This is a genomic window from Herminiimonas sp. GW821-FHT09C12, from assembly GCF_059416385.1.
Genome location: NZ_JBWKPC010000002.1, coordinates 1,357,870 through 1,374,161 on the forward strand (window position 1 = coordinate 1,357,870; position 16,292 = coordinate 1,374,161).

Here is a 16,292-nt window from a genome sequence, read left to right on the forward strand (position 1 = left end):
ATTTGTGGACGTACACTCCCCCAACGCTTTCATACGACATCACTTAATGGGCCTTGTATTCAACCCTTGAAAGTAACCCTCATCCCTTGGCTTAATAAGTAAGTTAGGGTAAGCGCCGAAAACAATTGAATTGTCAGGGATATCGGTATCTTTTACGTAAGCGCCGACAGACAAAATCACATTATTTCCAATATTCCCCCCTCCCAAAATGGTTGCTCCAGCTGCCATCGTGACGTTCTCTCCAATCGTAGGATAACGTCCGTGGTTATTTCCGACTGTGCAATTTTGTGCAAATGAAAATCGATCACCATAAGATGCTCGCCCCATCACACTTCCAATAGGATGATCGGCAAAAAATACCTTCGGCAGTTGAACCTCATAAAATAATTCTACAGAATTCAATACCTTGTTCAGATAATATACTTTGCTCGCCAATTGAAAATCATCTGGATCCCTGCGAAAAATACTGTTCGACAAAAAATACAGAAAAATTGCATACTGGCCACTATGAAACGGATTAAAGTAGGTCTCTCCGTTTTTTTGATAATACTTATTCGTTGAGAACGAAAAACAGTACTCTGCTCTAGCTAACGCCTCTGGAATAACTTCATTCACCGTAGCTTTCTCAAGCTCGGAGATCAACAAAAAATTATCTATTTGCTTAACAACAAGTTTCTGCAAATCTAACGGAGATAGTTCTAACAACATAAATTTTCTTTTTACTAGTTATTTATTTATGCAATTAAGAATTACATAAATAAATTTTTTGAGCGAAACGATAAAAATTAATGGGGGGAAATTATTTCAAACAGTCCCTACAATCAAACGTGCTAGCCCATTTACACGATCAAATCCCAGCTTAAGGGAGTCCCCTTCTTTACATCCTTCTTAACAGTTCGTCCCAACAACATATCCCTATGCTTTACCGGAAGACCCAAGCCTGGTCTAATTGCTCGCAAATTAGCATGGGTGAAAACATCTCCCGTTTTCATATCGCTCGCAATATACAGCGATCGTCTATAGCGCAATGATTTTTCTTCTGCCTCGCTGGCACCATAGCTTACATGGCCAAGAGCCTGCCAAGCGCGGTCACACTCACTCACTAACAATCTCATTTCTTCTGGTTCCATTGAGAATGTGGAATCTACACCGCCATCGGCACGACTTAAAGTAAAGTGCTTCTCAATCACCGTAGCTCCTAATGCGACACTAGCCACCGCAACTCCGATACCCATCGTGTGGTCAGACAAGCCAACCTCACATCCAAAAAGCTGACGTAAATGTGGAATTGTCGAAATATTAGAGTACTGTGCGGTGGCAGGATATGTACTAGTACATTTGAGAAGGACAAAATTTTGATTCCCCATTTCGCGGATGGCTCTCACGGCGTCATCAAGCTCTGCAACGGTCGCCATTCCTGTCGACAGAATTATAGGCTTGCCTGTAGCCGCAACCCGACGAATTAATGGCAGGTCGGTATTTTCAAATGACGCAATTTTGTAGCATGGAACATTCAGCTCTTCTAAAAAATCAACCGACGTATCATCAAACGGCGTGCTAAAACAAATCAGCCCCAGTTCTTGGCAACGGTCAAAAATCGGCTTATGCCACTCCCAAGGAGTATGAGCATTTTCATATAATTGATACAGCGTAGTTCCGTGCCACAAATTTTCTGGATCTGTCACAAAGAATTCTCCAACATCGAGATTCAATGTCATTGTTGCCGCAGTATATGTTTGTATTTTTAAAGCGTGAGCTCCAGTTTTTGCGACCTCCTCAACAATTTCCAAAGCCCTTTCAAGAGACTGATTGTGATTACCCGACATTTCAGCAATTATAAAAGGCGGATGACCCTGCCCTATATCTCTATCTCCAATGTGAAATTCCACCTGACTTCTCCTACAAATAAAATTATGCTGCCCTGTCAACTGCAATCTTCATACAATCCCAAGATCTCCAATTAATTGTACCCTGAGAAATAATATGCGCAGTTTCGACAGGCCCTATATTAAATAGCGAATCTAAAACAGAGAGGTATGCAACAAATCCTGCTGACGAGCCAATTTGACGATAAGTCTTGCATTGAAAATCCTGAAAAAATATTTCAATATTCTCTCTCGGAAATAACCCATCTTCTCTCATATACGAAAATGAACCGGCTGCTGAGAAATATTGATCAGCTTGACACCATTCAAGCAACTCCAAAACTCGCCACGAACGCTTCAAATCCGAAGGGTGCTCAGAGCTAAATCGAATATCTTTTCGCCATTGGAAGATATCAAGAATATATCGAATAATCTGAACATTAAGATCTGCTAATGATTCGACTTTTGACGATAAAATTTGCTCAATACCGGGGAAAACTTGCTCAAAAAATGGAGACCTCGCATAGTTATGACGAAGGCGCTGAATCATTTTTTTTCGCCAGAAGGCAGCTTCATCGACATGGCATTCGTTGAGAGGAGCACCGTAAGAAAATGCCTTCAATACTGGTACGGTATACCAATCGACTTGATTATGATTTACGAAAAGTTGATTCCGTTGATGAAAGCTCTGTAATGAAAACTGAAAATCATCAAGAATCACAAATGTATCGGCCTGAAAAACCAATTCAAAAAAGCCTTGCCACGGGAAAAATGTAGGCTGCATCATTGCAACCCTCACAGAAAACTCCTATCCACCTTCATACACACAACCTCCGCTTTCCGAGCGAGCCATTCCTGAGAAAACATATCAATTTCTACAAAACCGTTCTTTTTGTATATATGGCGTGCCATGTCATTTGTCTTTGCAACATGCAAAAATACCGTATTCACATACGAGTATTTAAAAGCTTCCGACAATAACAAGTTCGTTGCTAAATTACCGACACCACTCCCTCTGATTTGAGCTGCACCGATATATATCCACATTTCGGCACTCTCTCGCTCACGACTAATATGCTTCAAGCCGCAATTCCCCACATGCTCACGTCCTCGCATGATTGCAAACAAATGCTGCGACCTATCACTTAAGACTTTGTCAAAGTATACTTGATGCAAATCCCAATCCGGTTCCGTTTTCAGAAAAAAAAGAGCTCGCAAAACAGGATCGTGCAGCCAAGAAAAAGTTAAAGTCTCGTGGCTCTTGCTCAATGGCACTAGTCGAATGGAATCACTTAGCGGATTACTCATGTTGTATTATTGCACCATTACTAAATCAATCAGAAAACCATGAAAATCGTTAATTTTGGAGGCGCAACAGCGCTCATAGAGCACAAAGGAAAACGAATCTTATTCGATCCTTGGCTAGATGATGGAATATTTCACGGCTCCTGGTATCACTACCCTCCTCTTAACATAGGTATAGAGGCACTTGGTCGCTTGGATTATGTCTATATCTCACATATTCATGAAGATCATTGTTCAGCTGGAACCATTAAACATATTAATGCAGATGCTGAAATTATTTTAATGGATCGAGAACCCAATTTTGTTGCTCGGTTTTTGCAAACTCATGGATTTCATTTCAAAAAAATTCACTTAGTAAAACCTAGGACGCCAACTGAGCTGGAACCGGGTCTTATTGTAGATATTGTAGAACCAGATCCATCAAATGAAATGGCGAGAGTCATAGACTCAGCCCTATTATTGCGCTGGGATAATTTTATTGTATACAACGCAAACGATTGCCAACCATATGTTGCTGGGATTCAATATATTCTTCAAAATTATGGCCAAGTAGATCTTGCCTTGCTTCCATATTCCGGAGGATCTGGCTACCCATCTTGCTACGTTAATCTTTCAAACGAAGAGAAATTGTCTGAAAAAATGCGGATTTTAAATTCTCGCATCAATTCATTCGTAGACAACGTTCGTACCTTGAATCCTAAATATGTACTTCCTTTCGCAGATCAATATGTAATTGGAGGAAGTCGAGCAAATCTAAATGAATTCATTTCCCACCCACCAGCACCAGGGATTGTACAAACTCCGTTATTAGAAAATGGTTTAGTGGACAAGTTGTTATTACTCAATTCAGGGCAAGCATTCGATTTTGGGCAACAAAGAAAAATTCCTGAGACGCCTTATCAACACAAAACCGAAATTGATCGTGATACTTACGTAAACTCATCATTAAAAAATGTGAAATATGATCACGAAAAATTTGAGTTTAGTCCTAGCGTGTCTTTAGAACGAATCCTAAAATGCGCTCGTATACGTTTATGGCAAGCTCAAGAAAGACAGAAATATTTCCCCGATTTCTCTTTTTATTTTGATGCAAAAGATAAAAAGGAACGTTTCCTTGTCAATCTTAAATCCTCAGAGATCCAAAAAATCTCACCAACCGCTGAATTGAAACAACCATATCTCAGGATTGCAGCGCCAAACTCTTTATTAATAATGCTATTAGTAGGCCACATGTCTTGGAATATTGCCGATGCGGCTCTATTTTTAGATTACGACCGCACCCCCAATAACTATGATTCCGAGATATATGCGCTGCTAAATTATCTGCGGATTTAATTCACGCATGCATGCAGTACTTAATACTGCATGCCGTTTACATACAATTACTTACCTTACCAGTCACATTATTTACGAGGTGTTGCAAAAACCAAGGATTGACGACCCAGATCTAACTTACCCAACGCTTGATAAAATTGACCTAATTTTTCTTCTTTTCCGTGCTTTCGTAAAACTTCCTCGAACTTAACTCTCTTGTTGTGGCATTGCCTTCCTAATGAGGGGTCTCCCACATACACATCGCCCATCAATAAAAACAACTCCATTGGAAATGATCCCTCGCTATGAACAACATCATAGCCACATAAATTAAGCAATTTTATGAGCGAAGAATTAGAAAAATAATTTAAATGTGCTGGAGGGCAAACCCACCACTCAGGTAAACCATGCTCCTTAACTGCCGTTTTTTGAAAATCATTAAATTCATTTGGCACTTCAATAACCAAGAGACCATCATTTTTCAGTAATTTTTCTTTAATGTTTTTCAAAGTTATGGGCGGTTCTCTTAAATGTTCCAAAACATTTAAGAGCATAACGACATCAAAACGGCGATCGCCGACGCATGAGAAATCCTCAATCCCTGCTTGATAAACATCCAACCCTAAGCCGCGCGCATATTCAAGTCCCTGTGGCGCAGGATCAAGTCCACTGACAGCTACACCCTTATTCTTAAAATATAAAAGTGCTTGCGCATAGCCGTAACCGATATCGAACAAAGAAAAAGTTCGATCTCCGAAAAAATTTTTGCAATGTTTATAAATTCCTTCCCAGCGGCTATCATAAAAATCTTTGCCCTCTCGTTGAACATCAAGAGACGAATCATTGAAACGTTTTCCCGTATAAAACTCTTCGCGATAAAACCGTTCCACTTCATCAAGACTTGGAACTGGATCAGCCCGTAGATAACCGAATTCAGGATCTACGATAATTTGGTATTTTTTTTCACTCAATTAATATCTCCATACTGAAATAATGCTGACACACATCGGCTAGCACCAACCCCATCTACAAGTGCCCTGCCTTTCATACTCATTTCATCCAATATATCCGGGGTTGAGATAATATCTCGCAAAAATTGGCTGATATTTTCACTGGAAATATCCGATGCTTGCCCAATATATTTAATAACCCCAGCGCGATCTAAATATTCGCAAGGTTTTATCTGGTTATTGGCAACAGCCATCACAATCCCTGGCAGACCCACGCAGCAACGTTCCCATGTCGTAATGCCAGCAGAGCCAACATATAAATCTGCTTCCAACATAAGAGCGCTCATACGATCAACGTAATCGTGACACGACACTTGCGGAAACTTCAAAGCGAAATCACGAATTGATTGCTTGAACGGATGGTTTCCCCCCACTACAACATCAACCATTAGCTCAGGCTTATTAAGCAAGCAAACAGCTCGTAGCGCTTTTAACGTTTCGTTGTGGATATCTGATGCACCAAAAAAAATCAAGATGCGCCTAACGTTTCCTTTTCTTCTTCGAATTTTATCTTCAGAGACAATAAATTCCGATCTCAACAATACAAAAGCTGTACCAATTAATTTGACGCAAGAAGCCGGAACCAACTGATCGTACGGATCTGCTATTCCCCCATAAAAATTTTGATCCAACAACAAATCACAGTCATGAACACGCGAAGCTAAATCATCAATTACCATCAACTTTTTGACATTTCGTCTTAGTTGTCGCTCCCAAGATACTCCAAGACTATAGTGATCAACTATTAACCAATCGAATATTGGATACTCAGCAAAAATTTGCTTCATTTGCTGAACGTCATTAGAAAAATCAACGCCTCCAACTTCCGTGCTCCCATCATCGTGGGTGCGACGTCCCTTACCTTCATTTAATGGCAAGCGGAAAATCTTATGGCCACGCTCGACGATATAATCACACAGATGGCCGGGCGATTCTTTTGAGACAAAATATACATCCGCGCTCTTCTCTACAAGTAGGTCAGCCAAAGTCAAACAACGCATCACGTGTCCCGAGCCAATACTTAAGGATGCGTCGACACGAATCAACACTCTCACAGACTCTTCCCTAATGCCATCGCTTGATACATCAATTCAGCACGTACCCAGTCCTCGACTGTGTCAATATCTACAACCATATGGGGAGGAATCGAGACAATCGCCGAACGCTCTCCAAAGACCGGCACTTGCTTAACAAAGGCTTCCGCCCGACCAAAGCAAAACTGCCCAGCATCATGATAGGCCGGTGTCAAATCCTGCGATCGTACAAACATGTATTCTGGCTGAAACGGATTCACTGCTCCATTTTCATTAACTTTAAGCGCCCTTTGAATTGGGAAAACAAAATTAGTAGCAGCAAAGACATAAAGCCAATCTGCCTCAGACAACAATTGAAATGCGCTACGCAAGTAAGTTGGTTCTAAAAATGGAGCCGTTGCATAGATGCAGCAGGCGTACTCAACTTGTTCACCTTTTTCAGCAAACCAATTTATCGCATGCGTAACGACGTCACTTGTTCCAGTATGATCGTCTGACAATTCAGATGGACGAATAAATGGGGTTTCTGCCCCCCATAACCTGGCTATACTCCCAATTTCTTCATCATCCGTAGAGACAATAATCCGATCAAACAACCCACTTTGTTTAGCGGCTTGAATTGAATAAGCAATAATGGGCTTCCCGGAAAACAGACGAATATTTTTTCGTAAAATTCTCTTGCTTCCACCGCGTGCAGGAATAACTGCAATTTTCATAAAATAGAAATTTAAGATTGATATTAACGCCCAACTTAAAAAAGCGTTTGATGGCCAATAGAGGTCGTCAAACGCCGAACAATTTCTACCTGCTGCTCTAACGTTAATGTTGGATACATAGGCAAACTAATGGCTTCAGCGTAATAGCGCTCAGCTTCAGGAAACTCGCTTGAACACAATCCTTGAGTTGCATAATAAGGTTGGCGATAAACAGGAATGTAATGTAAGTTCACCCCGATACCAGCAACTTGTAAGCGCTCAAAAACTTCTCGATGACTAGCCTTAACAGCATCAAGATCAAGTCGAATTACATATAAATGAAAAGCCGAATAGCTATCAGGATGCTGCCAAGGTGTCATTATCGGACATCCTTTGAAAAAATCATGATAATTTCTTGCGACTTCATGTCGTTTAGAGACGAATTCATCTAAACGCTGAAACTGACTCAGGCCTAAAGCAGCCTGAATATCTGTCATTCGGTAGTTAAAACCAAGTTCGATTTGTTGGTAGTACCAAGGACCATCCGGAATTTGCGTCATCTCAGCAGCAGCACGAGTGATGCCGTGACTGCGCAGCAATTGCATTTGTTTGGCAAGGCAGGAATCATTTGTAACAGCCATCCCGCCCTCACCCGTAGTAATAATCTTTACTGGATGAAAACTAAAAACAGTAATATCACTAAATCCACAGTTCCCGATTGGCTCATCTCTGTACCTGCCGCCAATCGCGTGTGATGCATCTTCGATGATTTTAAAACCGTATTTTTTACTTAGTTCGTTAATCCCCCTCATATCACAGGATTGTCCACAGAGGTGGACAGGGATTACTACCTTTGGCAGCCGACCTATTTTTTCTGCTGCGGCCAACTTGGCAGCCAAACAACTAACACTCAGGTTATAAGTTGATGGATCAATATCAACGAAATCAACTTCTGCACCGCAATACAAAGCACAATTTGCACTCGCAACAAATGTTATTGGAGTGGTCCAGACAACATCCCCCCGCCCTACGCCAAGCGCGAGGCACGCTATATGAAGAGCGCTCGTGGCACTGTTAACAGCCACCGCGTGTTTGGCTCCACAATAATTGGCAACCGCACTTTCAAAAGCCGGAACAGCAGGGCCCTGCGTTAAAAAATCTGATCGCAGAACATCAACGACTGCCTGAATATCGTCCTCTGAAATATCTTGTCTGCCGTAGGGAATCATCTGATTAAAACTTACCGACCAAGTTACCGTTTTCTTTTATCCATGTACGCAAGGAATCAATCTCCATCCATTCAGTATTGTTATCCGAAGAATAGTTAAAGTCCGGCGCCACTTTTTCTCCACCATTAATACGTATTGGGTCTTCGCTCCATTTGTGAATTGCGGGCAGTATCTTGAAATGCTCTGCATATTCGTACGTATGCAGAGCATCTTCTGGTCCTATCATCTGTTCGTGCAATTTTTCACCTGGGCGCACACCTATGATTTCATGCTTGGCTTCAGGCGCAACAGCCTTAGCGACATCCGTCACCCTCATGGATGGAATTTTTTTAACATAAATCTCTCCTCCGACCATATCTTCAAATGCATGCCATACTAGATCAACCCCCTGTTCTAGGGTGATCATGAAGCGCGTCATACGCTCGTCAGTAATAGGGAGCACGCCTTTTTCCATAAGCGACATAAAAAATGGAATCACAGAACCTCGTGAACCCATCACGTTGCCGTACCTCACGACTGAAAATCTGGTACTTCCTGTGCCGGAATAAGAATTACCAGCGACAAACAATTTATCCGAAGCCAATTTGGTTGCACCATACAAATTTGCCGGGCTACTGGCTTTGTCCGTAGAAAGGGCAACCACTCGCTTAACACCTTGATCGATACATGCATCAATCAGATTCATGGCGCCAATAATATTGGTTTTCACACATTCAAAAGGATTGTATTCGGCAGTTGGAACAATTTTGGTCGCAGCTGCATGCACAACATAGTCGATGCCTTGCAGTGCGCGTTCAAGTCGATCCTTGTCGCGCACGTCACCAATAAAGAAACGCACCCTTTCATCATTGCCATATAGCTTCGCCATTTCCCATTGCTTCATCTCGTCACGAGAGAAAATTACCAAGCGCCGAGGATTGTATTTGGCAAGCGTCATCGGCACAAATTTGTGACCAAAGGAGCCAGTACCGCCAGTAATTAAGATTGAGGCGTTATTCAGCATGTTTGTTAATCCAATTTTGTATCATATTAAGTTAAGACCTATTACAAATGCCTACCTATAAGCATTTCAGCAGGTGTTCCCATTTGGCTAAGCTTACCTGCGTCAAATTGATATAACCGATCACATTGCTCAACTGTTGATAATCTGTGAGCAACGATAATGATGGTTTTCGTTCCTTGCAGCGCCCTAATGGCTTGCATTACATCGGTCTCTGTATCCGTATCCAACGCACTGGTCGCCTCATCCAGAACAAGTACAGATGGATCATGATACAAAGATCGTGCAATACCTATGCGTTGACGTTGCCCTCCAGATAGGCGCACACCTCGTTCACCAACTATCGTTTCAGCCCCATCTGGCAAATTCGCTACCATTGCCTCCAACTGCGCATCCTGAATTGCACGTTTAACCGCAACATCATTAATTAATTCATCTGGAATACCAAAAGCAATGTTGCGCCGTAGTGTATCGTCAGTCAGATAAATGGTTTGAGGAACATAACCAATTTTATTCTGCCAACTGCGCATATTTGTCTTAATGCAGCGTCCATCCACCTTGACTTCACCGTGATCTGGCGGCAACAACCCCAAGATCACATCTATCAATGTGCTCTTCCCTGATCCACTAGCTCCTATAAAACCTATGCACTCCCCGCGTCGAAAACTTAGATTCAAGCAATTGAGGGCTGCTATCTGTGTTCCAGGATAGGTATAACTGATATTAGATAGACAAATATCCTGCTGAAATTCTAAAGGTGGATACTCATCTTCATGTTTAACTTCGTCAGAAATTGGACTTACCAACTTCAATTCTGCATGTAAGGTTTCTATGGCAGGAAGCGTGTAACGCACAGATTGCATTGCATTCAACACACGATTTAACGAGGGCATCAGGCGAAAGGCAGCAGCAGCGAATAAACCCAAGGTCGGAACAATACTTTCCATACTTTTACCTTGGGCCAACATACTTACAACTAAAAGTGCCAACCCTGAAACAGCCAACAACTCCAACCAAAGACGTGGCAATTGTTGTTGCAAGGATTGCATTTGCCCTACCCTAGCGCTTTGAAGATTATGCACTTGGTATTGCGCCAAGAAATCAAGCTCGCGGCCAAGTAATTTTACGTCTTTCACCCCGCCCAAACCCTGCTGCAAGTGCTGAGTTCGCAAACCATCATGATGTTGACGAGCTCGCCCCCACCGCACAATGCGTGTACGTGTGAAACGATATATACAAAAAAAAGCCCCCCCCAACACGCCAACTACAATCATCGTACCTATGGGTTCAATCAAGAGAAGCAGCGCACATAAGCCGACCAAAACAATGGATTCAGATAACAACAACATCCCGGGAACCATACCGCTATTGGCAAATAAGCTGACCTCATTAATGACATTACGAACCAACTGCGCCGAATTTCTCTGCAAATGAAAGGTATAAGACTGTTGAAGATAAACTGCAAATAATCGTTGAGATAAATGCGCCTGTACACTAAAAGAAAATCGTGTTTGCTCCCATGCTAAATACGCAAGAAACATGGTTTTGATAATATAAATACCAACCAAAGCCAACATCCCGCCAACAACCAAAGCTCGTTGATCAGGGTTTCCTAGCGCTCGAAACATAGGCTGCAGCAAGGGAAAATTTTGGACCTGCTCACCTTGCGTAAGTAAAGCGATTGCCGGAATTACCATCCCCACACTAAGTGTCTCTAATAACATCCCAATGAACATCAATCCAAGCAGCAATAATGCATTGCGCCGCTCAGCCAATGTAAGCATGTCCCAGATTTTATAAATAATTGACAATTTTTTTTGTGGTTATTTGAATGCAGAATTGCATCGTTGATTATTTACCAGTGAATAATCTTGATAAGCCATAGCAAGACCATCCCTTAAACTTATATTTGCTTGCCAACCAAGGTTATTTAACTTTTGCACATCCATCAACTTGCGCATCGTGCCATCTTGCTTGGTAACATCTTGAAGAAAGCCACCTTTAAAGCCAATTACTTGAGCAATCAATTCAGCCAACTCTCTAATTGTCAAATCCATCCCTGTCCCAATATTAATCAATGGCGGCCTTCCAGCTTCTTTGTTCAATAATGTATTAAATTTTTCGTCGGATAAATTCATCAGGAAAACACAAGCATCTGCCATTTCATCACTGTAGAGAAATTCTCGCTTAGGATTCCCTGTTCCCCAAAGAGTCACATTGGCACTATTTTGTACTTTAGCTTCATGAATTTTACCAATCAAAGCAGGAATCACATGGCTATTTTCCGGATGATAGTTATCACCAGGGCCATAAAGATTAGTCGGCATTGCTGCCAGATACTGCGTGCCATATTGCCGGTTATAACTCGAGCACATTTCTACGCCAGCGATTTTGGCGAGTGCGTAAGGGCTATTAGTAGGTTCAAGTTCACCTGTCAGCAAATATTCCTCCTTGATCGGCTGAGGGCAGTCTTTTGGATAAATGCAGGATGAGCCCAAAAACAATAGGCGTTTGGCCTTGCTCCGCCAAGCCTCATGAATCACATTCGTCTGGATTGCCAGATTCTGATGAATAAACTCGGCGGGATAAGTATTGTTTGCATGAATACCACCGACCTTGGCGGCAGCTAAGAACACGTACTCTGGCTTTTCATTAGCAAAGAAAGCCTGCACCGCCGACTGGTTCGTCAAATCCAGCTCTGCATGCGTACAAGTAAGCAGATTACTATAGCCGCGTGTCTCAAGCTGCCGCATCAAGGCTGAGCCAACCAGCCCACGATGGCCTGCAATGTAAATTTTGCTATCAAGATTCATGTGTATGCCTGACTATTCGCGATAATCCATAGTTTGGTAACCATGTTTTTTGACCAATTCGTCTTTTTCCGCGCTCTTCAAATCTTCGCGCACCATCTCCGCGACCAACTCATCAAACGTGGTTTTTGGTGTCCAGCCCAGCAAAGCTTTAGCTTTGGAAGCATCACCCAAAAGGCTTTCAACTTCGGTCGGGCGGAAATAGCGCGGATCGACAGCGACGATGCAACGACCATTTTGGTCATAGCCTTTTTCATCGACGCCCTGGCCTTGCCAAGTAATCGTGATACCAAGTTCTTTCGCGGCCGTGTCTACAAAGTCTCGTACACTGTACTGCACACCGGTAGCTATCACAAAATCTTCTGGTTGTTCTTGTTGCAGCATCAGCCATTGCATTTCAACATAGTCACGCGCATGTCCCCAGTCACGCTTGGCATCCATATTACCGAGGAAGAGGCAATCCTGCAGACCAAGCTTAATGCGCGCCAATGCGCGGGTAATTTTGCGTGTGACGAAGGTTTCGCCGCGATTCGGCGATTCATGGTTGAACAGTATGCCGTTGCAGGCGTACATACCGTACGCTTCACGGTAATTGACCGTAATCCAGTAGGCATACAATTTGGCAACCGCATACGGGCTGCGCGGATAAAACGGTGTGGTTTCTTTTTGTGGGGTTTCCTGCACCAGGCCGTACAGCTCGGAAGTCGACGCCTGGTAAAAGCGTGACTTCTTCTCCAGGCCCAGAATACGGATTGCTTCCAGCACGCGCAATGTACCCAGCGCGTCAGAATTGGCCGTGTATTCAGGCTCTTCAAAACTGACCGCAACATGGCTTTGCGCCGCGAGGTTATAAATTTCATCCGGCTGCGTTTGCTTGATGATGCGTATCAGGCTGGACGAATCCGTCATGTCGCCGTGATGCAAGATGAAACGCCTGTCTTTTTCATGCGGATCCTGATACAGGTGATCAATCCGATCCGTATTGAACAGGGAGGTACGGCGCTTGATGCCATGCACCTCATAGCCCTTGTTCAGCAAAAATTCGGCCAGATAAGCGCCATCTTGCCCTGTAACGCCTGTAATCAATGCAACTTTACGCATGGTTATTTTCTACTATTGGTTAAACACGACCATAACGGTCTTCCAGGCGGACAATATCATCCTCACCCAGATAATCTCCGGTTTGTACTTCTATCATGACGCAATCCACGACACCGGGATTAGTAAGGCGGTGTGCAGTACCGGCAGGAATATACGTGGATTCATTACGCTGGACAAGAATTTCACGTTCGCCGTTAATGACCTTGGCCGTGCCAGATACAACCACCCAATGTTCACTGCGGTGATGGTGCATTTGCAGTGACAGGCTGGCTCCCGGTTTAACCACGATACGCTTGAGTTTGAAGCCTTCGCCCTCTTCCAAAATGGTATACGTACCCCAGGGACGATGCGTTTTACGGTGATGATGCACCGTCGCATGGGACAGCAGTTTTAGCTGGGCAACGACCGACTTTACATCTTGCGCACGAGAATTATGGGCAATCAGCAAGGCGTCCGGCGTATCTACTACTAGGAGGTCATCGACACCGATCGCGGCAACCATACGCGTATCACTCTGGATAAAACAGTTATCAGAGTCCAGTAATACGGTATCGCAACTGGCGCGATTGCCGCGCTCGTCCGGCGCCACCAACTCGGCCAAGGCTGACCATGAACCTATATCGCTCCAGTCGAAACTGACGGGCACGACGGCGACCTTATCGGCTCGTTCCATCACGGCATAGTCTATAGAAATATCCGGCACAGCAGCGAAAGTCGCCGCATCCAGCACAATTGGATCCTTGTCCAAGACAGTAGCGGCAAAGGTTTGCTCAACCGCGGCCAGCACTTCAGGCGCGCAGGCGCGCAGTGCGGCCAGCATGGCGCCTGCCGTGAAGCAAAACATGCCAGAATTCCAGGTGAAGCGCCCGGAAGCAAGGTAGTCCTTAGCTGTCGCCAAATCCGGCTTTTCGACAAAACGGGCAACTTTATTGCCAGCCGGCCCTGCCAGTGCTACTCCACTCTCTATATAGCCATAACCGGTTTCAGGCGCTGTCGGCTGGATACCAAAAGTCACTAGATGACCTTGTATAGCCAGTGTCTGCGCATGTGCCACGGCTTGCGCAAAAGACTCTTGATCCTTGATCAAATGGTCAGCGGGTAATACCAGCAAAACCACGTCATCGCCGTATTTGCGCGCAGCATGCAAAGCTGCTGCGGCAATCGCCGGCGCTGTATTGCGGCCCATTGGCTCAAGCAGATAGTCATGAACGATACCCTCCCCATCAGCGGCATCTGCATGGGACTCATACTCGTCGCGTGTCAGGAAGTAATAGTCGCGGTTAGTAACCGTCAGGACGTGCTCCACCCCCGGCAGTGCAATTGCACGCTTGAGTGTCTTCTGCAGCAGAGTCTCGCCGTCCGGCAAGGCGATAAACGGCTTGGGCAAGGCTTCGCGGGAAACCGGCCACAAACGTGAACCGGCACCACCGGACAGAATGATGGGAAGAAGCATCTAAATAACTTTCAGTCATACTAAAATACGCTTGCCGTATTTTAGTCGATTGATAAGCCATTTTTACTGCATTGCAAAAGAATTAATCAAATGCAATCTAGAGGAAAAAGTAAAGTTCAGGGACCGAGATTAAGTTTTTTGAACAATTGGCCTAGCTTGCTAACGCCTTGGTCATTTCGCTATCAATCACGTTCTTATCGAATTTCACAATAAATGTACTGCCCATCTCTGGTTGCGACTCAATCGCCAACACCGCGCCATGCCGTAGCAGCACGTGCTTAACAATGGCCAGTCCCAAACCTGTACCTTGAGTCTCACGTGAACGGCTCTTGTCCACACGGTAGAAACGTTCAGTCAGACGAACAATATGCTCGGCGCGTATGCCTATACCGCTATCTTTAACCGAAAACTGTGGCCAGCTAGCCGTAACTTGCCATTTGATGTCAATACGACCACCTTCTGGTGTATAACGCACCGCATTCGAGACGAGATTGCCAAATGCGCTACGCAACTCATCAGTACTGCCCTGAATGTCCGGGCCATCTACTGTTAGTGAAATAACATGACGCCCGCCAGATAAGGCTTCTGCCTCCTGCAAAATTTGACGCAACAGATTAGGAATATTGACGTGCTCAGGGCGTAACGGATAGTCGATCGATTCCAGACGAGTCAACGTCAGCATGTCTTCGACCAAATTCTGCATACGCTTGCCCTGCTCTATCATCAGGTTCAGATGCGACATGCGAACACCGGGATCGAGGTCAGGCTGACCCTGAGCAATTTCTAGGAAGCCGTTGATCACAGTCAGTGGTGTGCGCAATTCATGCGAAGCATTGGCGATAAAGTCGCGGCGCATCATTTCGATACGATCTGATTCCGTTGCATCGTGCGTGACCAGAATTTGGCGACGATTCTCAAACGGGATGATCTGCACGATCAGCTTACGATCCTTAACGCTGAGTGTAAGCGGTTGTTCGTAGCGGCCGAGAATGATGTAATCGATAAAATCAGGGTTACGAATCAGATTGGTGACGCGCATGCCCTTGTCGCGGCCATTATTCAGGCCAAGATGTTTTTCTGCAGCCGGATTGCACCATTCAAGGAAGAGCACGTCATCCATGATGACGACACCATCCGGCAACAAGCTCATCGCCTGCCGGAAGCGCGCCAGCCATTCAGTCAATTCGGCACGATTACGTTCATCGTCGCGACGCAAACGATATAGACGCGAGAAGATATCCGTCCATGCGCCCCAACCATCCGGCAGCTTTTCGCTATCTGGATGATCGAGCCAACCGCTCAGAAGATACAAATAATTGAGTTGAATAACGATCAGCGTGATCACTAAAACCAGCGCCGTTACAAGACCTGTGATCGGGCCGAAAAAATACCCGGCCACGGCGGAGAATATCAAGATGATGGATAAACGCAGGGTTGCGGGTACCCAGAACAACAACTGAGGATTCATAGACGGGT

Annotated in this window: 15 protein-coding genes; 1 reads left to right on the forward strand and 14 read right to left on the reverse strand. The window is 44.3% G+C overall.

Annotated features, from left to right (window positions below; all coding sequences use genetic code 11):
* Positions 1–39: 39 nt before the first annotated feature.
* The 4 genes from AC07N2_RS16200 to AC07N2_RS16215 all read right to left on the reverse strand — a co-directional run bounded on the left by AC07N2_RS16200 (position 40) and on the right by AC07N2_RS16215 (position 3,173).
* A complete protein-coding gene (locus AC07N2_RS16200; RefSeq protein ID WP_494779162.1) occupies positions 40–708 on the reverse strand; it encodes an LbetaH domain-containing protein in 669 nt (222 codons plus the stop codon).
* A gap of 131 nt (positions 709–839) precedes the next feature.
* On the reverse strand, positions 840–1,889 hold the full coding sequence (gene pseI, locus AC07N2_RS16205) for a pseudaminic acid synthase (RefSeq protein WP_494779163.1): 1,050 nt from the start codon (positions 1,887–1,889) through the stop codon (positions 840–842).
* A 22-nt stretch (positions 1,890–1,911) separates the two neighbouring features.
* Entirely contained in the window at positions 1,912–2,652 is a 741-nt protein-coding gene (locus AC07N2_RS16210; RefSeq protein WP_494779164.1) for a WbqC family protein, read from the reverse strand.
* A gap of 8 nt (positions 2,653–2,660) precedes the next feature.
* Entirely contained in the window at positions 2,661–3,173 is a 513-nt protein-coding gene (locus AC07N2_RS16215) for a GNAT family N-acetyltransferase (RefSeq protein ID WP_494779165.1), read from the reverse strand.
* Positions 3,174–3,212: 39 nt separating this feature from the next.
* On the opposite strand from AC07N2_RS16215, the gene AC07N2_RS16220 reads away from it, so the two are divergent.
* The gene (locus AC07N2_RS16220) at positions 3,213–4,505 is read left to right on the forward strand and encodes an MBL fold metallo-hydrolase (protein WP_494779166.1); all 1,293 of its coding nucleotides are present in this window, start codon (positions 3,213–3,215) and stop codon (positions 4,503–4,505) included.
* Between the two features lie 68 nt (positions 4,506–4,573).
* On the opposite strand, the gene AC07N2_RS16225 is transcribed toward AC07N2_RS16220, so the two are convergent.
* From AC07N2_RS16225 to phoR, 10 genes are all read right to left on the reverse strand, one after another.
* Positions 4,574–5,455: a class I SAM-dependent methyltransferase gene (locus tag AC07N2_RS16225; protein ID WP_494779167.1), complete on the reverse strand. Its 882-nt coding sequence runs from the start codon at positions 5,453–5,455 to the stop codon at positions 4,574–4,576.
* Positions 5,452–6,549 (reverse strand): UDP-2,4-diacetamido-2,4,6-trideoxy-beta-L-altropyranose hydrolase, encoded by a 1,098-nt coding sequence (gene pseG / locus AC07N2_RS16230; RefSeq protein WP_494779168.1) that lies wholly within the window; start codon positions 6,547–6,549, stop codon positions 5,452–5,454. Before pseG ends, AC07N2_RS16225 begins: the two co-directional genes overlap by 4 nt.
* Positions 6,546–7,244: a pseudaminic acid cytidylyltransferase gene (pseF, locus tag AC07N2_RS16235; RefSeq protein WP_494779169.1), complete on the reverse strand. Its 699-nt coding sequence runs from the start codon at positions 7,242–7,244 to the stop codon at positions 6,546–6,548. Before pseF ends, pseG begins: the two co-directional genes overlap by 4 nt.
* A 35-nt stretch (positions 7,245–7,279) precedes the next feature.
* A complete protein-coding gene (pseC, locus tag AC07N2_RS16240) occupies positions 7,280–8,452 on the reverse strand; it encodes a UDP-4-amino-4,6-dideoxy-N-acetyl-beta-L-altrosamine transaminase (RefSeq protein ID WP_494779170.1) in 1,173 nt (390 codons plus the stop codon).
* A gap of 4 nt (positions 8,453–8,456) precedes the next feature.
* Positions 8,457–9,455, reverse strand: coding sequence for a UDP-N-acetylglucosamine 4,6-dehydratase (inverting) (pseB, locus tag AC07N2_RS16245; RefSeq protein WP_494779171.1), 999 nt, complete (start codon positions 9,453–9,455; stop codon positions 8,457–8,459).
* A 41-nt stretch (positions 9,456–9,496) separates the two neighbouring features.
* On the reverse strand, positions 9,497–11,263 hold the full coding sequence (locus AC07N2_RS16250; RefSeq protein ID WP_494779172.1) for an ABC transporter ATP-binding protein: 1,767 nt from the start codon (positions 11,261–11,263) through the stop codon (positions 9,497–9,499).
* A 12-nt stretch (positions 11,264–11,275) separates the two neighbouring features.
* Positions 11,276–12,265, reverse strand: a complete 990-nt coding sequence (locus AC07N2_RS16255; RefSeq protein WP_494779173.1) for a GDP-L-fucose synthase family protein — start codon at positions 12,263–12,265, stop codon at positions 11,276–11,278.
* 12 nt (positions 12,266–12,277) lie between these two features.
* Positions 12,278–13,363: a GDP-mannose 4,6-dehydratase gene (gmd, locus tag AC07N2_RS16260; RefSeq protein WP_494779174.1), complete on the reverse strand. Its 1,086-nt coding sequence runs from the start codon at positions 13,361–13,363 to the stop codon at positions 12,278–12,280.
* A 19-nt stretch (positions 13,364–13,382) separates the two neighbouring features.
* The gene (locus tag AC07N2_RS16265; RefSeq protein WP_494779175.1) at positions 13,383–14,816 is read right to left on the reverse strand and encodes a mannose-1-phosphate guanylyltransferase/mannose-6-phosphate isomerase; all 1,434 of its coding nucleotides are present in this window, start codon (positions 14,814–14,816) and stop codon (positions 13,383–13,385) included.
* Positions 14,817–14,967: 151 nt separating this feature from the next.
* Complete coding sequence (phoR, locus tag AC07N2_RS16270) at positions 14,968–16,284, reverse strand: phosphate regulon sensor histidine kinase PhoR (RefSeq protein WP_494779176.1); 1,317 nt, start codon at positions 16,282–16,284, stop codon at positions 14,968–14,970.
* Positions 16,285–16,292: the final 8 nt, after the last annotated feature.